Genomic DNA, 20,851 nt, shown 5'->3' on the forward strand with positions numbered 1-20,851 from the left:
GCAGCGTGGGGGCTGTCGCACGAAGGCGCAGCCGACGAAGATTGGCGCGCGCGGCGCTGTCAGATCGTCCAGGGCTGGATCAGATCGGGCGGCGTCTCGCCCGCGGCGTAGGCGGCGATGTTGCGGATCACCTTCTCGCCCATCTCGATCCGGCCCTCCACCGTGGCGCTGCCCATATGCGGCAGCAGCACGACATTGGAGAGGTTGCGCAGCCGCGGATTGGCCTCGTGACCGTGCTCATACACATCCAGCCCCGCCCCCGCGATCTCGCCCGCGCGCAGCATCCGGGTCAGCGCATTCTCGTCGATGACCTCGCCGCGCGAGGTGTTGATGACCACCGCCGAGGGCTTGAGCAGCTTCAGCCGCCGCGCCGAGAGCAGATGGAAAGTCGCCGGGGTATGCGCCACATGGACGCTGATGACATCGGTGCGGGCGAGCATCTGGTCCAGGCTGTCCCACCAGGTCAGCCCCAGCTTTGCCTCGCAATCGGCGGGCAGGCGGGTGCGGTTGTGATAATGCACCTCCATCCCGAAGGCGGCCGCCCGCCGCGCCACTGCCTGACCGATCCGGCCCATGCCGAGAATGCCCAGCTTGCGCCCGCCGATCCGCCCACCCAGAAACGCGTTGGGCGACCAGCCATCCCATTGCCCGGCCTGCATCACCGCCAGACCCTCGGTCAGTCGGCGCGTCACGGCGATGATCAGCGCCATGGTCATGTCGGCGGTATCCTCGGTCAGCACGCCGGGGGTGTTGGTGACATGGATCCCGCGCTCGGCGGCGGCGGCGACGTTGATGTGATCCACCCCCGCGCCGTAATTGGCGATCAGCTTCAGCCGCGGCCCGGCCTCGGCCAGAAGATCGGCGTCTATGCGGTCCGACAGCGCCGGGACCAGCACGTCGCTGCGCTGCATCAGCGCGACCAGATCACCCCGGTCCAGCCGCCGGTCCTGCGGGTTCAGCTCCGCGTCGAACTGCGCCGCCATGCGGGATTGCACCGGATCGGGCAGGCGTCGCGTAACGGCCACATGTGGCCGGGAATTCCCTTCGCCCATGAATTCATCCCTTTCAACCTGAACCGGCTTGCGGCAAACTGCACTTGATCGGGGCGCAGGCACAAGACCCCGAAAGCCGCGCGACAGATGCGGCAGACGCAAGAGGCATCGCGGCGCAGGTCGCGGAACAATGATGCGGCCCCGCGCCGCGCAGAGGGCAGGTTAGGAGAGATGGCGCATATCACCCCATCGGTCCGCCGGGCGTATCGCTCGGCGAAACGGCAAGGATTCGGCCAGTCCGCCACCGGGCGCGGCCTCGGGCTGGCCTGGCAGGCCCTGGGTTGGCCCGGGCGGCTGGTGCTGGGCGGGGCTGCGGTCGCGCTTGCGCTGTCCGTGCTGGCCCCGGCCCATGCCCGCAACAACGAGGATGAACCGGCGCGGCTAAGCGCGGCGCAGGCCGGGGCGCAGGTCGCCCCTTCTACATCATCCGAGGCGCGAGCGGCCGCGCCCGTGGCCGCGCCGCGCCCCGCTGCCCGGCCCGAACGGCTGGCGGCGGTCCAGCCCACCGTCGCGACCCGGCCGGCCCCCGAGATCAAGCGCGGCCCGGTCACGCGTCTGCCGATCCCGCGCTATGTCTCGCTGAAGGGCGACGAGGGCAATGTCCGGCGCGGCCCGTCGCTCTCGCACCGCATCGACTGGGTGTTCCGCCATTCCGGCATGCCTTTGCGCGTGGTCGGAGAGTTCGGCCATTGGCGCCGGGTCGAGGATCGCGACGGGGCTGGCGGCTGGGTGCATTTCCGGCTGCTTTCCGGCGTGCGCACCGCGATCGTCCAGCAGGAGATGGTCGAGCTGCGCTCGCGCCCGGATCTGAATGCGGGGGTCATCGCGCGGGCCGAGGGCGGGGCGATCGTCCGTCTGGGCGAGTGCCAGCCCGACTGGTGCCGCATCTCCGGTTCCGGGGCGAAGGGCTGGGTGCGCAAGGCGGCGATCTGGGGCGTCGATCCGCAGGAAATCCGCGACTGATCCCGGCGCCGGGCGCGACCCGACCCGTTCGCCGGCCGGGATATCCGACCGTTCTCTGCCGCGCCCTGCCTGAGCCGCGCCCGGTGGATCCGCCGCGCCGCGGACCACGCGATCCCGCGGCCCCCGAAATCATGCCACGGCCATGAATTTCTTGCCGCGCCCCCTTGCGCCGTCACGCCGCCTCGTCTAAATCGCGCCTCACGGTCGCAAGACCACCCGGCGCTGCCGTAGCTCAGGGGTAGAGCACTCCCTTGGTAAGGGAGAGGTCGAGAGTTCAAATCTCTCCGGCAGCACCAGAAAATCCCGTCCGCCTCGTGTCCTTTGCGCCGGTTTGCAGCCTGTCGGCCGGGCTGTGCGCACCGATTTTCGGATCGCGCAGCTTATCCGCGACAAACGACCAACGCCGCCCGTTTGGGCGGCGCGATCAGCCTGTCGGAACCGCGCAAGGACGACGGTCAGCGCATGTCCTTCGGCTCGACGAAATCCATGTCGGTATAGTCGATATTGTCGCCCGCCATCGCCCAGATGAAGGTATAGGCCCCGATGCCGGCGCCCGAATGGATCGACCATGTGGGAGAGATCACCGCCTGCTCATTCGCCACGAAAAGATGCCGCGTCTCCTGCGGCTGGCCCATCAGATGCAGCACGCGCGCATCCGCGTCCATGCCGTGATAGAGATACGCCTCCATCCGCCGGTCATGGTGATGGCTGGGGATGGTGTTCCAGACCGATCCGTCCTCCAGCGAGGTGTAACCCAGGACAAGCTGGCAGCTTTCCATCACCAGCGGGTGGATGAACTGGCGGATGGTGCGCTTGTTGCTGGTCTCCACCGCGCCCAGCTTGACCTCCTTGGCCTCGTCCACCGTCACCAGCCGGCAGGGAAGGGCACGATGTGCGGGGGCGGAGACGATATAGAAGCGACCCTCGCCGGAGAACGTCACCGCGCCCGATCCCATGCCCAGATAGAGCACGTCGCCGGTTTTCATGTCCCAGCTGTCGCCCGCGGCCGCGACGGTGCCGGTGCCGCCGATATTGACGATGCCCATCTCGCGGCGCTCAAGGAAGGTCTCGGTCCGTGTCTCGTCGATCCTGTCGAGCGTCAGCTCTTCGCCCGCCGGCACCGCCGCGCCCAGGGTGAAGCGGTCGTAATGGGTATAGACCAGGCGGATCTCGCCCTCCGCGAACAGACCCTCGGCCAGGAAGTGGCGCCGGAGCTCGGCGGTGTCCATCGCCCTGGCGTGGTCGGGATGAATGGCGTGGCGGGTTTCGACATGGGTCATGGGGTCTCCTGTTGCAGAAAATCATCGCGGCGCGGGGTGAAGCTGTCGATCAACTCGCCCGACTCCAGGCAGACACAGCCATGCTCTGCCGCGGAGGGAATCACGAATGCATCGCCCGGCCCGACCTCGAAACTGTCACCATCGAGCGTGAACCGGAACCGTCCCGCCTGCACATAGGTCGATTGCACATGCGCATGGCTGTGCAGCGCACCCTCGTCGCCGGTCTGGAAGCGGAACCGGACCACCATCAGATCGGGGTGATGGGCCAGAACCTCGCGGGTGGGGTCGGGCATGGCAGATCTCCTCAGCGGAACAGCGACGGCAGCCAGAGCGACAGCGCCGGGACATAGGTGACCAGAAGCAGCGCCGCGAAGGCCGCACCGTAGAACGGCCAGATCGTGCGCATCGCCTGCCAGATGCTGATCCGCCCGACCGCGCAGCCGACGAACAGCACCGCACCCACCGGGGGGGTGCACAGCCCGATGCCCAGATTGAGGATCAGGATCACCCCGAAATGCACCGGATCGACGCCGAAGGCCTGCGCAACCGGCAGGAAGATCGGCGTGGTGATGACGATCAGCGGCGACATGTCCATGAACGTGCCCAGCACCAGCAGCATGAGGTTCATCAGAAGCAGGATCACCAGCGGGTTGTCGGACACGTTCTGCAGGAACTCGACCAATTGCGCGGGCACCCGAAGATAGGCCAAGAGCCAGCCGAAACAGGCCGCGCAGCCGATCACCAGCAGCACCATCGAGGTGGTGCGCACCGCCGCCTTCGTGGCTTCGACGAACTCGCCCCAGGGCAGGCTGCGATAGACCACCGCCGTCACCAAGAGCGCATACACCACCGCGATGTTGGAGCTTTCCGAGGCGGTGAAGATGCCCGACCGCACCCCGCCGAAGATGATCGCGATCAGGATCAGCCCCGGCACGGCCGAAATGAACAGGCTGCCCATCATCCGCAGACCGGGGAAGGCCTCGGTCGGATAGCCCTTCTTGCGGGCCACATACCACGCCGCCAGCATCAGCAGCAGCGCCAGCAGCAGGCCCGGCACGATCCCGGCGGTGAACAGATCCGCAATGGACAGCCGCCCGCCTGCGGCGATGGAATAGATGATCATGTTGTGGCTGGGCGGCAGCAAGAGCGCGATGATCGAGGAGGTGACGGTGATGTTCACCGCGTAATCGACATCGTAACCTCGCTCTTTCATCTGCGGCACCATCAGCCCGCCCACGGCACTCGCATCCGCGGCGGCCGAGCCGGAAACCCCGCCGAACATCAGCGAGGCCATGATGTTGACCTGCCCCAGCCCGCCGCGCAGATGCCCGACAAGAGCGCCGGCAAGCGCCACCAGCCTGCGCGCGATATCGCCGCGCACCATCAGATCGCCGGAATAGATGAAGAACGGGATCGCCATCAGCGCAAAGACCGAGATCCCCGAATTCAGCCGCTGGAACACCACCACTGGCGGCAGACCCAGATACAGAACGGTGAAAAAGCTCGACGCGCCGAGGCAGAAGGCCACCGGGGTGCCGATCAGCAGAAGCGTGACGAAGCTGCCGAACAGGATCCAGTATTCCATCTCAGCGCCCCCCGCCGCGATGCGTGTCCTGCAACGCGTCTCCGGCTTGTCCGCCCGCGCCGTGCCCGTCGATCTCGCCATCGGCGGCATCGTCCATCTCGCCGAAGCGCGAGGTGTGCAGACCGGCCGCGCGGCGCAGGATGCGTTCGACCGAGAACAGCACCAGCAGCACGCCGCCCCCGATCAGCGGCGCGAAATCCCAGATGCGCGAGATATTCAGCCCCGGAATGACACCGCTTGCGGCTTTCGCGGCCAGTTGCCAGCCGAAAAAGCTCATGCCCGAGCCGAAGGCCACGACCACCAGGTCGGAGGCACTGTGAAACCAGGGCCGCCATGGGGCGGGCATCATCATCAGCCCGACATCAAAGGACAGGTGATAGCCTTCCTTCACGCCGACCGCGGCCCCCAGAAAGATGAACCAGCCCATCAGCATGACGCTGGCCGGTTCGGCCCAGAACAGGCTGGAGCCGATCACGTAGCGGTAAAAGACCTGTGCAAAGACGAACGCCGTCATCAGCACCAGGCCAATTCCGGCAACCCAGAGCCCCAGCCGCGCGATGACGCCGGTGAGGCGTGCCATTTGTCCCATCACGTCACGCATGACCTGCCCTCCCGCGCAGGCGAGGAAAGGGCCGCCCGCAATCGCCGCGGGCGGCCCTGATCCTGTCGTTTATTCGGTCTCCTGGATCCGCTTGATCAGATCCTGCGCCTCGGGCGTGGTGGCGTATTTTTCATAGACCGGGGCCATGGCATCGATAAAGGGCTGCTTGTCGATCCCTTCGATGATCTCGGCGCCGCCCGCCTCGACCGCCTCTTTCGACGCGGTTTCCTGCTCGGCCCACAACTCGCGCTCCAGCGTTTCGGAGTTCTCGGCCGCGGTGCGGATGATCTCCTGATCCTCGGGCGACAGGCTCTCCCAGGCCTGTTTCGACATGGCGACGATCTCCGGCACCATCAGATGCTGGTCGAGCGTGAAATACTGCGCCACTTCCGAATGGCCCGAGCTGTCATAGCTGGGATAGTTGTTCTCCGCCCCGTCGATCACCCCGGTCTGGATGGCCGAATAGACCTCGCCATAGGGCATCGGCGTGGCGTTGGCACCCAGCGCATCCATCATGTCAACGAACACGTCGTTCTGCATGACGCGGAACTTCATGCCCGACAGATCGTCGATGGATTCGATGGGTTTCTGCGAGTTGTAGAAGCTGCGCGCCCCGGCATCGTAATAGGCCAGGGTAATCAGATCATGCTCGGCAATCGCCTCGGCCAGCTCATCCCCGATCGGGCCGTCAACCACGTTGTACATATGCTGCTGATCGCGGAACAGATAGGGCAGCGAAAAGAGCTGCGTTTCCGGCACGATATCGTTGAACGTGCCCAGCGTCGCACGGACCATGTCGATGACGCCAAATTGGGTCTGCTCGATCGTGTCCTTTTCCTCGCCGAGCTGCGACGACGGAAAGACCTCGATGCAGATGCGGCCATCGGTGTTTTCACGGACCTCCTCGGCCATCGCCTTCACCGCCTCGACCGTCGGATAGCCTTCGGGATGGGTGTCCGAGGAGCGCAGCGTGGTCTCGCATTCCTGCGCTGCTGCGGCGGTGGTCATCGCGGCCGTCATCATCAGGCCAGCAAGGGTCGTCTTGAACAGCTTCATGTTAATTCCTCCCTGAATGAAGCTCAGAATTTATAGGTCGTCTTGGCCAGGCCATAGGTCAGCTCATGGGCCAGCTCATGCGCCTCGTCCTCCCGCAGCCGCCCGGTGGCGACCAGCGTTCCCAGATAGGCGCAATCGACCCGCCGCGCGACGTCGTGGCGCGCCGGGATCGAACAGAAGGCGCGGGTGTCGTCGTTGAAGCCGACCGTGTTGTAGAAGCCGGCCGATTCCGTGGTCATCTCGCGATAGCGGCGCATCCCCTCGGGGCTGTCATGGAACCACCAGGCCGGGCCAAGCCGCAGGCAGGGCCAGACCCCGGCCATCGGCGCCAGCTCGCGCGCATAGGTCGATTCGTCCAGCGTGAACAGAACCACGGTCAGCGACGGCTCCAAGCCGACCGCGTTGAGCAAGGGCGCCAGCGCATCGACGTAATCGGTGCGGCGCGGGATGTCGAACCCCTTGTCGCGCCCGAACCGGGCCAGCACCCGGTCCGACTGGCTGCGTTCGCAGCCCGGATGGATCTGCATCACCAGCCCGTCATCGAGGCTCATCCGCGCCATCTCGGTCAGCATCTGGCCGCGAAACGCATCCGCCTCCTCGGCCGTGCAGTCCCCCTTCAGGGCCCTGTCGAACAGGGCGCGCGCATCATCGGGGCCGAGATCCTCCGTCCGCGCCGAGAGATGGCCGTGATCGGTCGAGGTCGCGCCGAATTCCTTGAAATATGCGCGCCGGGCGCGATGCGCATCCAGATATCCCGCCCAGCTTGATGTATCAAAGCCGGTCTGCTCGCCCATCAGCGCGACATTCTGCGCGAAACCCGCAGCCTCCGGGTCCACCACGCCATCGGGGCGGTAGGCGGTGACGACATTGCCGTTCCAATCGGACTCGCGGATCATCCGGTGCCATTTCAGATCGTCCGTCGCCGGCTCGGTCGTGGCGATGGCCTCGATGTTGAAGGAATCGAACAGGGCGCGCGGCCGGAACTCGGGCCGGGACAGGCAGTCGGCGATGTGGTCGTAATACCAGTCCGCGGTCTCGGCGCTCAGCGCGCGGTCGATCCCGAAGACGTGCTGAAAGCTGTAATCCAGCCAAAGCCGCGACGGGGTGGCGCGGAACAGGTGGTAGTTCCCGGCAAACAGCCGCCAGATCTTGCGCGGATCCTGTTCCACCGGCCCGCCATCCTCGCGCGGCACGCCCAGATCTTCCAGCGCGATGTCCTGAGAGACAAGCATCCGGAACACGTAGTGATCCGGGGTGACGAACAGCCGGGCGGGGTCGGGGAAGGCCGCATCCTCCGCGAACCAGCGCGGGTCGGTATGGCCGTGCGGGCTGATGATCGGCAGATCGCGGATGTCGTCGTACAGTGCGCGAGAGATGGCGCGGACGCCGGGATCGGTCGGCAGAAGCCGGTCCTCATCGAGTAGCGCCATTCCAATCCTCCCCGAATCAGCTTGCTAGGCGTCTAATCATCTAATATGCTAGTGGGCAGGGACGGTCAATGCGAAGGCATCTTCATGTCACAGGCGGAGGAGTTTCGGGGGGCGACATTGCCGGTGCTGGACGAAATCCGGCCACCGACGATCACCGATCAGATCTATGATCTGCTGTATGAGCGGGTCATCAACCTGACGCTGCCGCCCGGCACGAAACTGTCCGAGGCCGAGGTCGCGGCCCAGATGGGGGTCTCGCGCCAGCCGGTGCGCGACGCGTTCTATCGCCTGTCTCAGCAGGGATTCATCAATATCCGCCCGCAGCGCGCGACCACGGTGACGCGGATCTCCGAAGCCGCGATCCTGCAGGCGCATTTCCTGCGCCTGGCGCTGGAAACCGCCTGCATGCGGCGCGCGGCCGAGGTGCTGACGCCGGATCAGCACGATGCGGTGGGCCAGGTGGTGCGGATGCAAAAGGCGGCGCTGGATGCGGGGAATCGCGGGCTGTTCCACCGGCTGGACGAGCAGTTCCACCACGACATCTACGCCTATGCCGGGCTGGATTTCGTCTGGACGCTGATCCGCGACAACAAGGGGCACATGGACCGCGCCCGCTTCACCTCGCTGTCCTATAATGCCGAGAATGTCATCACCGAACATCTGGCGATCTTGGTCGCGCTGCGGGCGCGCGATGCTGACGCGGCCATCGCCGCACTGGACACGCATCTGTCGCGCATCCACGACACGCTGGAGCGACTGCGCAAGGAGCAGCCGGAGATATTGGGGCGCTAGCAATGCGATGCAGCCGGAGCGGATCACAGGCCATCGCCGCGCCGCGAGAGTTGGAGGAAACATGAGTTTTGTCGTCCTGCCGAGTTTCGAGGTCGAGGCGGAACATCTCGACGCCTTTCTTGAGGAGGCGCGCGCGGATGCGACCCAATCGCTCGCGACCGAGCCGGGATGCCGGCAATTCGATGTGATCGTCGATCGGCAGGCCACCCCGATCCGCGTCCTGTTCTACGAGGTCTATGACGACCGGGCCGCGTTCGAGCGGCATCTGCAAACCCCGCATCTGGCCCGGTTCCGCGCCAGCCTGCATCTGTGCCGGCCGGGCCCGGTGCAGCATCTCGAAAGGATCCTGCCATGATCGGACCCGTCGCATTTCTGGGCACCGGGCTGATGGGCGGGCCGATGTGCCGCAATCTGGCCCGCGCCGGGGCAGAGATCCGGGCCTGGAACCGCAGCCCCGAAAAGGCGCAGGCGATCGGGGAGGGGGTCGCAGTCGCCACCTCTCCCGCCGCGGCGGCGCAAGACGCCGCGGCCTGCATCGTGATGCTGTCCGACGGGCCGACCTGCCGCAAGATTTTGATCGACGATGGCGCGGCGGCGGCTTTGGCGCCCGGTGCGCTGCTGATCGTGATGTCCTCCATCGGACATCAGGAGGCGGTGGACCTCGCGGCCGAGGCATCGGGGATGGGGCTGCGCTGGATCGACGCGCCGGTCTCGGGCGGGACGCCTGCGGCGGCTGCGGGAACCCTGTCGATCATGGCGGGCGGCAGGGCGGATGATCTGGACGCGGCCGCGCCGCTGCTGACGCCGATGGGCAATGTCGTCCATATCGGGCCGGCCGGGACCGGGGCGCTGACCAAGCTCATCAACCAGATCACGGTTGCCTCGACCATCGCGACCGTGGCCGAGGCGATGCTGCTGGCCGAGCAGGGCGGGGCTGATCCGCGCAAGGTGCGCGAGGCGCTGATGGGCGGTTTTGCCGCCTCACGCATCCTGGATCTGCATGGGCAGCGCATGATCGAGGGTGATTTCGAGCCCGGCGGCCCGGCACGCTATCAGCTCAAGGACACGCGGGCGGCGCGGGACGTGGCGAAGAGCCTGGGGCTGGACCTGCCAGTGCTCGACCTGGTGGACGGGCTGTTCGACGACCTCGTCGCGCAGGGCGGCGGCGGGCTGGACCATGCCGCGCTGCTGCTGGAGCTGCGCCGGCGCAACGGCCTGGCACAGGGCGTCGAGGCGCTGTCGGGCGGCGCGGCAACCGCGCAGGACTGATCCCGCCGCGCGCCGCCTCTATCGCCCGATCCGCGCTGACCCGGCGGCAGGCTGTCAGAATTCTGTCAGGCCATAGCTTTACAACGCAATAGGAACTGGGGCAGGTTAGGGGCGGTCTCGGCGGCAACCCTCTGGGTTGCGCGGAGACCGCAGGAGTTGAGTGGCTGCATCGCTGGCCGCCTCCCATCGGCGCGTGTCGCGCCCGGAATGAAAAATCGAAAGGGGCAGTTTTGGACGCAGATGCCGCGCTGTCAGTCAGAGACTTGTTCAAGGTATTCGGCGATCGGCCGGACCAGGCCATCAAGCTTTACCGCGACGGGCTGGAGAAGGACGAGGTGTTTGAACGCACCGGCATGACGATCGGTGTCTGCGACGCCAGTTTCGACGTGCGCGAGGGCGAGATCTTCGTGGTGATGGGCCTGTCTGGCTCGGGCAAATCGACGCTGGTGCGGATGCTGAACCGGCTGATCGACCCCTCGGACGGGGCCATCGTCGTCAAGGGGCAGGACATCGCCCGGATGTCGGACAAGGATCTGAACAACTTCCGCCGCAAGCATATCTCGATGGTGTTCCAGTCCTTCGCGCTGATGCCGCATATGACCGTGTTGCAGAATGCGGCCTTCGGGCTGGAGCTTTCCGGCGTGCCGCAGGCCGAGCGCGAGACGCGGGCGCAGGCGGCGCTGGAACAGGTCGGTCTGGGCCAGCATCCGAAAAGCTATCCCAACGAGCTGTCGGGCGGCATGCAGCAGCGCGTGGGTCTCGCGCGGGCGCTGGCGAATGATCCCTCGATCCTCCTGATGGACGAGGCGTTCTCCGCGCTCGACCCGCTGATCCGCACCGAGATGCAGGACGAGCTTCTGGAATTGCAGGAGAAGGAGAAGCGCACCATCATCTTCATCTCGCATGATCTGGACGAGGCGATGCGCATCGGGGATCGGATTGCCATCATGGAAGGCGGCAAGGTGGTGCAGGTCGGCCGGCCGGACGAGATCCTGAACAATCCGGCGAATGATTATGTCCGCTCCTTCTTCCGCGGGGTGGATATTACCGGGGTGATCTCTGTGGGCGACATCGCGCAGAAAAAGCAGGTGACGGTGATTGACGGGCAGGGCAAGGTCCATGCCGCGCGCGAGCGCATCGCCGCAGCGGACCGCAATTTCGCCTATGTGGTGGATGCCGCGCAGCGGTTTCGCGGCGTCGTCTCCGCCGACAGTCTGAAGGCCGAGATGAAAACCGAGGATCCGCAGATCGCGCGCGCGATCCTTCCCGATATCCGCCCGCTTTCGGCGGATGAGCGGATCGGGGACGTGATCGGCGCGGTGAATGCGGCACCTTGCGGCCTGCCGGTGGTGGACGCGGACGGGCGCTATCGCGGCGTGGTGTCGCGGGCGATCCTGCTGGGTGCGCTGGAACGGGAGAGCGAAGATGTCTGATGCCGCAAGCGACAAGACGATCATTCTGGCCCAGGCCGAAACCGGGGCGGCCGAGGATCCCTGGGGGCAGGGCGGCGCCAGCTCCCAAGCCGCACCGGGCGAGGCTCCGGCCGGAGCCGAGGCCGGCATGGCGGGCGACGCGGCCTCCGCCGCGGCCGATGCCGACAATCCCTGGGGCGCGAGTTCAGGCGGCGGCGATGCCACGCCGGACTGGCTGGCCGGTTCCGCCGAGGAGCGCAGCTTCGACATTCTCAATCCGTTCGACCACGCGGTGATCCCGCTGGAAAGCTGGGTGGAAAGCGCGCTCGATTTCGTGGTGTCGAATTTCCGCCCGATCTTCCAGGCCATCCGCTGGCCGGTGGACGGGGTGCTGACCGCGATCGAGACCGCGCTGCTCGGCGTGCCCTCGATGCTGATGGTCGCGCTGATAGGTCTTCTGGCCTGGCAGGCCTCGGGGCCGCGGCTGGGGATCGGGGCGGTGCTGTCCTTTGTGTTCATCGGGCTGATCGGGGCCTGGGACGAGGCGATGGTGACGCTGGCCCTGGTGTTCACTTCGGTGTTCTTCTGCATCCTGATCGGGCTGCCGACGGGGATCTGGCTGGCGCGCAACGACCGCGCGGCCAAGATCATGCGCCCGGTTCTCGACGCGATGCAGACCACCCCCGCCTTCGTCTATCTGGTGCCCATCGTGATGCTCTTCGGCATCGGCAATGTGCCCGGCGTCGTCGTGACCATCATCTTCGCCCTGCCGCCGCTGATCCGGCTGACCAATCTGGGCATCCGCCAGGTGCCCGCCGACCTGATCGAGGCGGCGAAAAGCTTCGGCGCCTCCGACAGCCAGATGTTGCGCAAGGTGCAACTGCCCGTCGCCATGCCGACGATCATGGCAGGCGTCAACCAGACGCTGATGCTGGCGCTGTCGATGGTGGTCATCGCCTCGATGATCGCCGTGGGCGGGCTGGGCCAGATGGTGCTGCGCGGCATCGGGCGGCTGGATATGGGGCTGGCCACGGTGGGCGGGCTGGGCATCGTGCTTCTGGCCATCATCATCGACCGCATGACCCAGTCCATGGGCGTGTCGAAACGCGAGCGCGGCAATGTCGCCTGGAACGAGCGCGGCCCGGTGGGCCATGCCCGGCGGCTTCTAGGTCGCAGCGACAGGCAGCGGGAAGGCCAGACCAACCCGGCCGAATAGATCGCTCCCCCCGCATGGCGCGGGGGCGCAGACCGGAAAACCCTAATCGACTGTTTCAACGGAGGAACGACATATGCTCGACAGATTCACACGCAGCAGCATCGCGGCGCTGACCGCCGCCGGGATCGGCCTGATCGCGGGCGGGGCCGCGCTGGCTCAGGACATGCCGGGCGAGGGGGTCACGGTCACGCCGCTGAAATCCTCCATCGCCGAGGAAACCTTCCAGACCATGCTGGTGATGAAGGCGCTCGAAGAACTGGGCTACGACGTCGAGGATATCCGCGAACTGGAATATGCCGCGGCCCATGTGGCCATCGCGAATGGCGACGGCACCTTCCTGGCCGATCACTGGGATCCGCTGCATATCGACTTCTTCAACCAGGCCGGCGGCGATGAGAAGATCTATCGCGAAGGGACCTATTCGCCCGGCGCGCTTCAGGGCTATCTGATCGACAAGGCCACGGCGGATGAATACGGCATCACCAATATCGAGCAGATGCAGGATCCCGAGATCGCGGCGCTGTTCGACAACAACGACGACGGCAAGGCCGACCTGACCGGCTGCACCCCCGGCTGGGGCTGCGAGCAGGTGATCGAGCATCAACTCGACGCGTTCGAGCTGCGCGACACGGTCACCCACAACCAGGGCTCCTATTCCGCGATCATCGCCGACACCATCACCCGTTACGAGAATGGCGAGCCGATCTTCTACTACACCTGGACGCCCTACTGGATCTCGGGCGTGCTGGTGCCGGGCGAGGATGTGGTCTGGCTGGAAGTGCCGTTCTCCTCGCTTCCGGGCGAGCGGGCGGATGTCGACACGACTCTGCCCAACGGCAAGAATTACGGCTTCCAGGCCAACACCCAGCACATCATCGCCAACCGTGAATGGGCAGAGGCGAACCCGGCTGCGGCCAAGCTGTTTGCGATCATGGAACTGCCGTCCAACGACATCAGCGCCCAGAACCTGCTGATGCAGGAAGGCCAGGATTCCGAGGCGGATATCGAGCGTCACACCGATGGCTGGATCGAGGCCAATCGCGAGACCTTCGACGGCTGGCTGGAAGAGGCGCGCGCCGCCGCACAGTAAGAGCAGACCCTCGGATGAGAGCAGCAATGCCGGCCTTCGGGCCGGCATTTTTATTGTGATGTGACGCGGCTGTTCAAGAAAAGGCCGACATGGAACGGGCGGCGCGGGTCGCACGTTGGGCGGTCCGAACGCTCAGCAGGTAAATCTCGGGCTCGGGGTCACGCAATATGCGTATCGGTTTCTCGCAATCACAGCGCCCGCTCGTCGGCCGGTGACCTCCCTTTGCACGGTGTCCACGCAGCGTCTCCCCCGACGCCCTCAGACGGCGGCGCAATCCGCGCCGGTCACCGGGCGCAGCTTCATCCGGCGGCGCAGATGGCGCGAGATGGCGTCGATCCCGGCACTCAGCAGGGCGATCACGACCAGCATCACTACGGAGCGGTCGATGCGCAATTCGGCAAGCGCGCTGTCGATGAAGAATCCCAGCGTGGCGATGCCAAGAATGCCCATCACCGCGGTCTCGCGCAGGATGATCTCCCAGCGATAGAGGCACAGCGCCAGGAACCGGCCGAACAGCCGCGGCACCAGCTCCCACCCCCAGAGCGACCATCCGCGCGGCGCGTCGGCGCGCAGGACGGGGGTCACGGCGGCGGCCTCGCGGCCCAGAAGATGGGCGATGATGGCGCCGTTATGCAGCCCGAGCGCCAGGATCGCCGGCAAGAGCGACGGGCCGAGGATCTGCAGGAACAGATAGGCCAGCATGTATTCGGGCAGGCTGCGCAGCACCACCAGCCCCAGATGCCCGGCCAGACGTCCGACGCGGCCCGTGACTGCAGCCACAGTCAGCCCGAACCCCAGAAACGCGATGGCCCCGGTCAGCACGAGCGCGATCTGCGTGGCGATGAGCGTGTTCCACAGCCCCGGCAGGATCTCCGTCAGCGTCATCTCGCGCAGCCAGGGGATCAGGCCGGCCAGCCCCTCGCCCGCGCGCAGTGGCGCCGGGATCATGTCCTCGCTCAGCAGCCGCCACACCGCCCCCTCGCCCATCGGCGGGGCGTCGATCCGGGCCAGCAGCACCACCGACAGCGCCAGCCACAGCGGCGCCAGTTTCGGCCGCATCCACAGCCGGATCGTGGCGATCAGCACCACATAGCAGATCAGGATGGCCGAGGCGGCGCCGTAATCGCCCTTGCGAAAGAAGCTGTCGAGCTGGAACCCCAGCGTCGGCAGCCCGATGAAGCCGATCACCACGCTGGCCCGCATCCCGCATTCTAGCCGATAGAGCGTGTATCCCGCCATCGGCGCGCGGATCAGCGGCAGGCAGGCATAGAGATAGCGCGAGATCGCATCGGTGCCGGGCGGCAGCGCATGGCGCGGGCGCGGATCGGCCTCCTCGATCTGCTCGGCATAGATCTTGGCGAAGATCCCGGCATAGGGCAGGGCGAGCGCCAGCACCCCTGCCGGCGCGCCGATCCCGATCGCCTGGATCAGCAGCAGCGCCCAGAAGATCTCGTGAATGGACCGCAGCGCGATGCACAGTGCGCGCACCGGCCAGCGGTCATAAAACGGCGCCATCGCGAAACCCGCAGCCGCGCCGAGCGCCACGGCCGCCACGGCAAAGGCCACGGTCAGGGACAGCGCATGGGCCAGCGTCTCGACCGCGGCGAAATCCGGCCGGGCAAACCCCGCGAGCATCCGGCCCAGAAGCGGCCAGGGATCATGCCCGGCGGTGGACAGATCGGCCACCGGCAGCAGGATCAGCGCCAGCGCCACAAACAGCGTCGTGACCCGCATGGGAGAGAGGCGATCAGCCATAAAGCCGGGCGATCTGGGCATCGGTGACGCGGTCTGCCGCCGCGTCGAAGCGGATGCGGCCGTCACGCAGCCCGATGATCCGCGTGGCGAAGCTGCGGGCGAGCGCCACGTCATGCAGCGCGATCATCGCCGTCGTGAAGCGCGCGGACAGCAGCGCCATGATCTCCGCAGCCTGCATCGCATCGACGGCCGAGACCGGCTCGTCCGCAATCAGCATCCCGCCGCCGCGAAACAGCGCCCGCGCCAGGGCAGTGCGCTGCCGCTGGCCGCCCGACAGCGCCTCGACCGGGCTTGTGGCGTGATCCGAAAGTCCGAGCGGGGCGAGCACCGCCGCGATCTGGTCGCGCAGCCCCCGCGGCAGATAGATCAGCCGCGCGAGATTCCGCACCGCCCCGTGATCGTCCAGCCGGCCCATATACACATTTCGCCTGAGCGACATTTGCGGCACCAGCCCGTGATCCTGCGGCACAAGGGCCACGCGCTCGTCCCGCGCGATCAACTGGGCGTGGATCGCCGCCAGCAGCGTCGTCTTGCCCGCGCCCGACGGGCCGAGCAGCACCACGCGCTCTCCCTCCTGCAAGGTCAGGCTGACATCGCGCAGCACCGTCGCCGCGCCGTAGCCCAGCTCCGCCCCGTCGAGCCGCGCCTTCATTCCAGCAGGCCCAGCTCCTTGCCGACAGCCTCGATCGGGGCATAGTCGTCATTGTCGGCGGGAATGAAGCCCGAGCGCGGGAAGCTGGCCAGCAGATCGGGGTCGTCCATGCCGATCAGCGCATCCTGCACCCGGTCGGTGAACCCGTCTCCGAACCGCGCATCCACGTCGCCGCGAATGGTCCAGTTGTAATCGGGATAGGGCGGGGTCTTCCAGATGATCCGGGCGGTCTCGACCTCCGGCAGCGCCTCGTCCGCCGCCTTGTCATAGACCGAGAAATTCAGCGCCCCGATCTCGTAGGCGCCGGTCGAGACCAGCCGCAGGGTCTGGCTGTGATCGCCGGAAAACCCGACGCGCGAGAAGAATGCGTCCGGCGCCTGCCCGGTCGCCTCGCGGATATGGTATTCGGGCATCAGCCGCCCGGAGGTCGAGGTCTTGGCCCCGAAGGTGAAGCTGTGGCCCGCCATCTCCATCGGGAAGGTATCGGACCCGGTCAGCCCGGTCTCGGCATTGGCGATGAAATAGGTGACGAACTCGCGGTCCTCCACCCCCTGCGCGATGGCCGTGGCGCCGGGCGAGACCATGCGCGCCTGCACCCCGGTCAGCCCGCCGAACCAGGCAAGCTGGATCTGGTCGTTGCGAAACGCGGTGACCGAGGCCGCGTAGCTCTTGACCGGCACGAAGGCGACATCCACGCCCAGCTCGTCCGCCAGATACGCCGCCACCTTGTCGAAGCGCGCCTTCAGCGCCGTATCGTCCTCATCCGGGATGGCGGAGAAATACAGCGTCTCGGCCTGCGCCGAGGACAGGCCAGCCATCAGGAACGCGGCGGAGAGGAGGGTGCGTAGCGACATGAGGTTTCAGGCTCCAATGGTTAAGACGACGCGCCGGACGATCCGGCAGGGCCGGCAATAAGCACCGCCCGCCGGGCAGGCCAGCGGAATCTGCGCAGGTGCGGTCGGATTGGACTGATGGGAGCGCAGTTCCGGGACGAGTGCAAGGCCGGGGTGGCGATACCCGGTTAACCAAAACTGTGTTTGCTCCCTTGCCGCATCCCGGCACTGGTCGGCACTCTGTGGGCGGGCGGCCATGACTGACGCTTCGCAGCCGGCCTGCCAGTGTAATGATTGACGGAGGACTGACCATGAAGACCATCCTCGCCCTCGGTTTCGTCGCCGCTGCAACGGCGGCATCGGCAGATGGCTACGGATTCCGCACCCCATCGGGCAATATCTACTGCAACGGGTCGGTGGAAGCGGATGAAATCCTTTGCAGCATCGTCGAACGCAGCGGTCCGCCCGCCGCGCCGGACAGCGGCGCCTGCCCGGCGGTCTGGGGCCATCACGTCCGGCTTGACCGCAACGGACCCGCGCAGATCATCTGCGGCCCGCCACCGCGGAAATCCAGCTACAGCGATGTCGCAGATTACGGCGTGTCGGCCCGCTTCGGCCAGATCGCCTGCCGCTCCGAAAAGACAGGGCTGCAATGCGAAAACCCGGCAGGCCACGGCTTTCTTCTGTCCCGCGCCGCGCAGCGCATCTGGTAGCGGGCTGCCTCAGCGCAGGGCGGCCTCGATATTGCCACCATCGACGGTCATGACATGGGCCGTGGTGCGCGGCGCGCGGGCGAGCATCACGAAAGCCTGCGCCACGTGCCCCGCCTCGACCTCGCGGCCCAGCAGATTGCCCGCCATATAGCGCGTCTCGTCCAGCCCGCGCGCGGCCGAACGGGTGCGGATCATCTCGTCGGTCAGCAGCCCCGAGCGGATCCGGTCGGCATTGACGCCGTTGACCCTGATCCCCTCCGGCCCGAGTTCAAGAGCAAGCTGGCGGAGCAGAAAGAACGTCGCGGCTTTCGGCAGGCCGTAGGCTCCGAAATTCCGGCCCGGATTCACCGCCTGTTTCGAGACGTTGAACAGGATCTGCCCGGCATCCCGCTCACCGCGCGTCCCACGCCCTTCGGTATGGCGGCGGAACACGGCGGTGGCCGCCTGCGCGATGGCCTGGTGAGCGAAGAAATTCAGCTCGAAACTCTGCCGCAGCGTCTCGTCCGCCAGGGTCGCGATCTCGCCGCCTGTCGCCGCCCCGGCATTGGAGACGAGAATATCCAGCCCGCCGAAACGCGCGACGCAGGCCGCCACCGCCTGCGCCGCCGCGCCATCGGCGGTGATGTCGCAGTGATGGGTTGCGTGGTCGCGGCCAAGCTCGGCGGCGGCGGAGGACAGCGCCTCCGCGTCGCGATCGACGAGGAACAGCGCAGCCCCCTCCGCCGCGAAGGCCCTGGCAGTGGCCAGCCCGATGGCGCCCGCACCGCCCGTCACCAGCACGATGCGACCGCGAAAACCTGGTACTGCGCCCCGGCCCAGCTTCGCCTGTTCCAGTGACCAGTATTCCATGTCGAACAGATCGGCCTCGCCAATCGGCCGGAACTCGCCCGCCGCTTCGCCGTCGGACATGACCCGCGCGGTCTGGCAGCCGATATCGGCGGCGATGCGGGCTGCGGCGGCATTTGCGCCCACGCCGACGATGCCGCGCCCCGCGATCCAGACCAGGCCGGGTATGGGCGGCAGCATCGTCTTTGGACTGGCCGCGTTTGGTGCATTGCGCTCGAAATACGTGGTGTAATCGGTTGCAAAATCTGCCACCGCCTTGCGCATCGCCCCGGGTCCAGCCTGCTGGATCTCATTTGTGATCACAAGCGGATGCCCCTTGGTGCGGATGACATGGTCGGGCGTTGCCACGCCGCGCCCTGCAAGCTCCGCCAGATCATCGCGGCAGGTGAAGCCGCGCATCGCCGCATCGTCACGCAGATCCAGCACCGGCAGTGCCGCGCCCTCCGGCAGGCAGGAGGCGAGCGCGCCCCGCAGCCCCGACAGATCGGGCGGCGGGCCAACAGAGGCCGCCGGGTAAAGCGGCGCCTTGCGCCGCGCGGCCAGCCAGGCCTCGACCTCGTTTGTCTGCGCCACCAGCCGGTCATAGGATGATTTCGCGTCTGGCCCCCAGGTGAAATGCCCGTGATTGACCAGCAGCAGACCCTCCGCATCGGGGTTGGCCGCATAGGCGTCGGCGGCCGCCTTGGCCAGGGCGAAACCCGGCATGATATAGGGCACCAGTGTCAGCCGGTCGCCAAAGATCTCGCGCGTCGCCTCGGCCACTTCGGGCAGGTTGGCGAGCGTCAGGAAGGCGGTGGCATGGGTGTGATCGACATAGCGATGCGGCAGCCAGGCGTGCAGCAGCGTCTCCACCGAGGGGTTCGGCGCCGCGCTGTCGAGCAGGTTCGCGCGCTGCACATTCACCATCGCCTCGTCCGACAGCTCGGCAAGCCCGCGCAAACGCGCCAGCGGGGCCATGCGCACGGCGGGCAGGCCGGCCGCCTCGATCGTCTCCAGATCCCAGCCGGAGCCCTTGATATGCAGCACATCCACCAGATCGCCATAGACATCCCGCGCCTGCGCCTTCAGCGAGGTGTTGCCGCCGCCATGCATGACCAGATCGGGATCACGACCGATCAGCCGGGAGGAATAGACGCGCAGCGCAAGCTCGCGCGCGGCAGGGTCGGGACCGGCCCGGTCCTGAAGCTCGCGCGCCTCGTCCTCGTTCCAGCGGTTCTCGATCATCGGGGCGGGTTCCCTGTGCTGATATCCGTCGGGGCTTGCCCATCGGCTGGCCAGTGCTATTATTTACAAATGTCAAATATGTCTGTCAAACGTAGAACAGCCTTGCGATGAACCAGCTCAGCAAGCGCCGGACGATGGGACGGGTCAGCGGCGAGAACGCCGTGATCGAGGTCGCATGGCTGTATTACCATGACGGGCTGAACCAGAAGGACATTGCCGAGGCGTTCGGCATCTCCCGCGCGACCGTGGTGAATTATCTTCAGGAGGCGCGCGAGAAGGGGCTGATCCGCATCACCCTGGCCGCGCCGGCCTTCACCACCCATCGTCTTGCCGCCGAGCTTTGCCGGAGATTCGGGCTGACCGCCGCCTATGTGGTGCCGGATGAGGGCACGACGCAGGAACAGCAATTCATGCGGGTGGTGCGCGGGGCGGCGCTGTGGCTGCCGGAATTGCTGGCGCCGGGCGACAGGCTGGGCGTGGCCTGGGGGCGCACCGTGTTCGATCTGGCGGCGGCGCTGGAACGCCACGACATTGCGGACATGACCGTGCTGCAGCTTGTCGGCTCGATGGCGACGCCCTACGGGTTCACGGCCGAGGCCTGCTCGACCAGGCTGGCGCAGCGGCTTGGCGCGCGCTGCCTGAACCTGCACGCGCCGGCCATCCTGTCGTCGGCGGATCTCGCCGCCGCGCTGCGCGCCGAGCCGATCATCTCGCGCCAGCTCGCCGGGATCGAGACGCTGAACAAGCTGCTGTTCTCGGTCGGCACCATCCTGCCCGACAGCCATATCATGTCCGCCGGGCTGGCGACGCAGGCGGATCTGGATCATTACGTCGCCGCGGGTGCCGCGGGGGTGATCTGCGGCCGCTTCGTCGATGCCGGGGGCCGCGCCATTCCCGGCCCGATGGAGGCGCGCATGATCGGCATCCCGATGGAGCGTCTGACCGGCCTGCCGATGGGCATTCTGGTCACGCCGGGGAAGGACAAGGTCGAGGCCAGCATGGCCGCGATCCGGGGCGGCTACGTCACCCATCTTGTGACCTGCACCACCGTGGCCGAGGCGCTGCTGAGCGCGGCGGGCTGA

20 protein-coding genes and 1 tRNA gene are annotated in these 20,851 nt (G+C 66.8%); 10 read left to right on the forward strand and 11 right to left on the reverse strand.

All coding sequences use genetic code 11. From position 1 onward, the window contains the following. Window positions 1–59 precede the first annotated feature (59 nt). On the reverse strand, window positions 60–1,052 hold the full coding sequence (locus BLT73_RS12145) for a 2-hydroxyacid dehydrogenase (protein WP_090524167.1): 993 nt from the start codon (window positions 1,050–1,052) through the stop codon (window positions 60–62). A gap of 171 nt (window positions 1,053–1,223) precedes the next feature. On the opposite strand from BLT73_RS12145, the gene BLT73_RS17830 reads away from it, so the two are divergent. Continuing rightward, window positions 1,224–2,015, forward strand: coding sequence for an SH3 domain-containing protein (locus BLT73_RS17830; protein ID WP_090524168.1), 792 nt, complete (start codon window positions 1,224–1,226; stop codon window positions 2,013–2,015). Window positions 2,016–2,236: 221 nt separating this feature from the next. Further along, a tRNA-Thr gene (locus BLT73_RS12155) sits at window positions 2,237–2,311 on the forward strand. 159 nt (window positions 2,312–2,470) lie between these two features. Here the strand turns inward: BLT73_RS12155 and kduI are convergent. The 6 genes from kduI to uxaC all read right to left on the reverse strand — a co-directional run bounded on the left by kduI (window position 2,471) and on the right by uxaC (window position 7,967). Further along, window positions 2,471–3,295, reverse strand: a complete 825-nt coding sequence (kduI, locus tag BLT73_RS12160) for a 5-dehydro-4-deoxy-D-glucuronate isomerase (RefSeq protein ID WP_090524170.1) — start codon at window positions 3,293–3,295, stop codon at window positions 2,471–2,473. Further along, entirely contained in the window at window positions 3,292–3,588 is a 297-nt protein-coding gene (locus BLT73_RS12165; RefSeq protein ID WP_090524171.1) for a cupin domain-containing protein, read from the reverse strand. Before BLT73_RS12165 ends, kduI begins: the two co-directional genes overlap by 4 nt. A gap of 11 nt (window positions 3,589–3,599) precedes the next feature. After that, complete coding sequence (locus BLT73_RS12170) at window positions 3,600–4,880, reverse strand: TRAP transporter large permease (RefSeq protein WP_090524173.1); 1,281 nt, start codon at window positions 4,878–4,880, stop codon at window positions 3,600–3,602. A gap of 1 nt (window position 4,881) precedes the next feature. Then, a complete protein-coding gene (locus BLT73_RS12175) occupies window positions 4,882–5,460 on the reverse strand; it encodes a TRAP transporter small permease (RefSeq protein ID WP_245727313.1) in 579 nt (192 codons plus the stop codon). A gap of 90 nt (window positions 5,461–5,550) precedes the next feature. After that, complete coding sequence (locus BLT73_RS12180) at window positions 5,551–6,537, reverse strand: TRAP transporter substrate-binding protein (RefSeq protein ID WP_090524176.1); 987 nt, start codon at window positions 6,535–6,537, stop codon at window positions 5,551–5,553. Between the two features lie 23 nt (window positions 6,538–6,560). Next, window positions 6,561–7,967 (reverse strand): glucuronate isomerase, encoded by a 1,407-nt coding sequence (gene uxaC / locus BLT73_RS12185; protein WP_090524178.1) that lies wholly within the window; start codon window positions 7,965–7,967, stop codon window positions 6,561–6,563. Between the two features lie 84 nt (window positions 7,968–8,051). Here uxaC and BLT73_RS12190 point away from each other — a divergent pair, with 84 nt between their 5' ends. The 6 genes from BLT73_RS12190 to proX all read left to right on the forward strand — a co-directional run bounded on the left by BLT73_RS12190 (window position 8,052) and on the right by proX (window position 13,746). Further along, entirely contained in the window at window positions 8,052–8,759 is a 708-nt protein-coding gene (locus BLT73_RS12190; protein ID WP_090524179.1) for a GntR family transcriptional regulator, read from the forward strand. 61 nt (window positions 8,760–8,820) lie between these two features. Continuing rightward, complete coding sequence (locus tag BLT73_RS12195) at window positions 8,821–9,114, forward strand: putative quinol monooxygenase (RefSeq protein ID WP_090524181.1); 294 nt, start codon at window positions 8,821–8,823, stop codon at window positions 9,112–9,114. Then, window positions 9,111–10,028 carry an NAD(P)-dependent oxidoreductase gene (locus BLT73_RS12200; RefSeq protein ID WP_090524182.1) on the forward strand — a complete coding sequence of 306 codons (918 nt, stop codon included), beginning with the start codon at window positions 9,111–9,113 and terminating at the stop codon, window positions 10,026–10,028. Before BLT73_RS12195 ends, BLT73_RS12200 begins: the two co-directional genes overlap by 4 nt. Before the next feature lie 230 nt (window positions 10,029–10,258). After that, a complete protein-coding gene (gene proV / locus BLT73_RS12205; RefSeq protein WP_143025672.1) occupies window positions 10,259–11,461 on the forward strand; it encodes a glycine betaine/L-proline ABC transporter ATP-binding protein ProV in 1,203 nt (400 codons plus the stop codon). Then, on the forward strand, window positions 11,454–12,656 hold the full coding sequence (gene proW, locus BLT73_RS12210) for a glycine betaine/L-proline ABC transporter permease ProW (RefSeq protein ID WP_090524184.1): 1,203 nt from the start codon (window positions 11,454–11,456) through the stop codon (window positions 12,654–12,656). The genes proV and proW overlap by 8 nt, the downstream gene beginning before the upstream one ends. A gap of 73 nt (window positions 12,657–12,729) precedes the next feature. Next, entirely contained in the window at window positions 12,730–13,746 is a 1,017-nt protein-coding gene (proX, locus tag BLT73_RS12215) for a glycine betaine/L-proline ABC transporter substrate-binding protein ProX (RefSeq protein WP_090524185.1), read from the forward strand. 258 nt (window positions 13,747–14,004) lie between these two features. Here the strand turns inward: proX and BLT73_RS12220 are convergent, their stop codons facing one another. The 3 genes from BLT73_RS12220 to BLT73_RS12230 are packed head-to-tail and all read right to left on the reverse strand — an operon-like array spanning window position 14,005 to window position 17,007. Continuing rightward, window positions 14,005–15,501, reverse strand: a complete 1,497-nt coding sequence (locus BLT73_RS12220) for a PhnE/PtxC family ABC transporter permease (protein WP_245727316.1) — start codon at window positions 15,499–15,501, stop codon at window positions 14,005–14,007. Beyond that, window positions 15,494–16,153 carry an ATP-binding cassette domain-containing protein gene (locus BLT73_RS12225; RefSeq protein WP_090524188.1) on the reverse strand — a complete coding sequence of 220 codons (660 nt, stop codon included), beginning with the start codon at window positions 16,151–16,153 and terminating at the stop codon, window positions 15,494–15,496. The genes BLT73_RS12220 and BLT73_RS12225 overlap by 8 nt, the downstream gene beginning before the upstream one ends. Further along, complete coding sequence (locus BLT73_RS12230) at window positions 16,150–17,007, reverse strand: putative selenate ABC transporter substrate-binding protein (protein ID WP_090524189.1); 858 nt, start codon at window positions 17,005–17,007, stop codon at window positions 16,150–16,152. Before BLT73_RS12230 ends, BLT73_RS12225 begins: the two co-directional genes overlap by 4 nt. Window positions 17,008–17,297: 290 nt before the next feature. Here BLT73_RS12230 and BLT73_RS12235 point away from each other — a divergent pair, with 290 nt between their 5' ends. Beyond that, window positions 17,298–17,699, forward strand: a complete 402-nt coding sequence (locus BLT73_RS12235) for a DUF6636 domain-containing protein (RefSeq protein ID WP_143025673.1) — start codon at window positions 17,298–17,300, stop codon at window positions 17,697–17,699. Between the two features lie 9 nt (window positions 17,700–17,708). On the opposite strand, the gene BLT73_RS12240 is transcribed toward BLT73_RS12235, so the two are convergent. Beyond that, window positions 17,709–19,769 (reverse strand): bifunctional aldolase/short-chain dehydrogenase, encoded by a 2,061-nt coding sequence (locus BLT73_RS12240; RefSeq protein ID WP_090524193.1) that lies wholly within the window; start codon window positions 19,767–19,769, stop codon window positions 17,709–17,711. 107 nt (window positions 19,770–19,876) lie between these two features. Here BLT73_RS12240 and BLT73_RS12245 point away from each other — a divergent pair, with 107 nt between their 5' ends. Further along, on the forward strand, window positions 19,877–20,851 hold the full coding sequence (locus BLT73_RS12245) for a sugar-binding transcriptional regulator (RefSeq protein ID WP_090524194.1): 975 nt from the start codon (window positions 19,877–19,879) through the stop codon (window positions 20,849–20,851).

Source organism: Paracoccus isoporae (assembly GCF_900101865.1).
Lineage (GTDB): Bacteria > Pseudomonadota > Alphaproteobacteria > Rhodobacterales > Rhodobacteraceae > Paracoccus > Paracoccus isoporae.

What these genes read in the sequence shown, in the direction of transcription:
- BLT73_RS12145 (WP_090524167.1), bottom strand. Translation starts at nt 1,052, where the DNA reads ATGGGCGAAGGGAATTCCCGGCCACATGTGGCCGTTACGCGACGCCTG.
- BLT73_RS12180 (WP_090524176.1), bottom strand. Translation starts at nt 6,537, where the DNA reads ATGAAGCTGTTCAAGACGACCCTTGCTGGCCTGATGATGACGGCCGCG.
- uxaC (WP_090524178.1), bottom strand. Translation starts at nt 7,967, where the DNA reads ATGGCGCTACTCGATGAGGACCGGCTTCTGCCGACCGATCCCGGCGTC.
- BLT73_RS12245 (WP_090524194.1), top strand. Translation starts at nt 19,877, where the DNA reads ATGAACCAGCTCAGCAAGCGCCGGACGATGGGACGGGTCAGCGGCGAG.
- BLT73_RS12175 (WP_245727313.1), bottom strand. Translation starts at nt 5,460, where the DNA reads ATGGCACGCCTCACCGGCGTCATCGCGCGGCTGGGGCTCTGGGTTGCC.
- proW (WP_090524184.1), top strand. Translation starts at nt 11,454, where the DNA reads ATGTCTGATGCCGCAAGCGACAAGACGATCATTCTGGCCCAGGCCGAA.
- BLT73_RS12225 (WP_090524188.1), bottom strand. Translation starts at nt 16,153, where the DNA reads ATGAAGGCGCGGCTCGACGGGGCGGAGCTGGGCTACGGCGCGGCGACG.
- BLT73_RS12165 (WP_090524171.1), bottom strand. Translation starts at nt 3,588, where the DNA reads ATGCCCGACCCCACCCGCGAGGTTCTGGCCCATCACCCCGATCTGATG.
- BLT73_RS12230 (WP_090524189.1), bottom strand. Translation starts at nt 17,007, where the DNA reads ATGTCGCTACGCACCCTCCTCTCCGCCGCGTTCCTGATGGCTGGCCTG.
- kduI (WP_090524170.1), bottom strand. Translation starts at nt 3,295, where the DNA reads ATGACCCATGTCGAAACCCGCCACGCCATTCATCCCGACCACGCCAGG.
- BLT73_RS12240 (WP_090524193.1), bottom strand. Translation starts at nt 19,769, where the DNA reads ATGATCGAGAACCGCTGGAACGAGGACGAGGCGCGCGAGCTTCAGGAC.
- BLT73_RS12170 (WP_090524173.1), bottom strand. Translation starts at nt 4,880, where the DNA reads ATGGAATACTGGATCCTGTTCGGCAGCTTCGTCACGCTTCTGCTGATC.
- BLT73_RS12220 (WP_245727316.1), bottom strand. Translation starts at nt 15,501, where the DNA reads ATGGCTGATCGCCTCTCTCCCATGCGGGTCACGACGCTGTTTGTGGCG.
- BLT73_RS12200 (WP_090524182.1), top strand. Translation starts at nt 9,111, where the DNA reads ATGATCGGACCCGTCGCATTTCTGGGCACCGGGCTGATGGGCGGGCCG.
- BLT73_RS12235 (WP_143025673.1), top strand. Translation starts at nt 17,298, where the DNA reads ATGAAGACCATCCTCGCCCTCGGTTTCGTCGCCGCTGCAACGGCGGCA.
- BLT73_RS12195 (WP_090524181.1), top strand. Translation starts at nt 8,821, where the DNA reads ATGAGTTTTGTCGTCCTGCCGAGTTTCGAGGTCGAGGCGGAACATCTC.
- proX (WP_090524185.1), top strand. Translation starts at nt 12,730, where the DNA reads ATGCTCGACAGATTCACACGCAGCAGCATCGCGGCGCTGACCGCCGCC.
- BLT73_RS17830 (WP_090524168.1), top strand. Translation starts at nt 1,224, where the DNA reads ATGGCGCATATCACCCCATCGGTCCGCCGGGCGTATCGCTCGGCGAAA.
- BLT73_RS12190 (WP_090524179.1), top strand. Translation starts at nt 8,052, where the DNA reads ATGTCACAGGCGGAGGAGTTTCGGGGGGCGACATTGCCGGTGCTGGAC.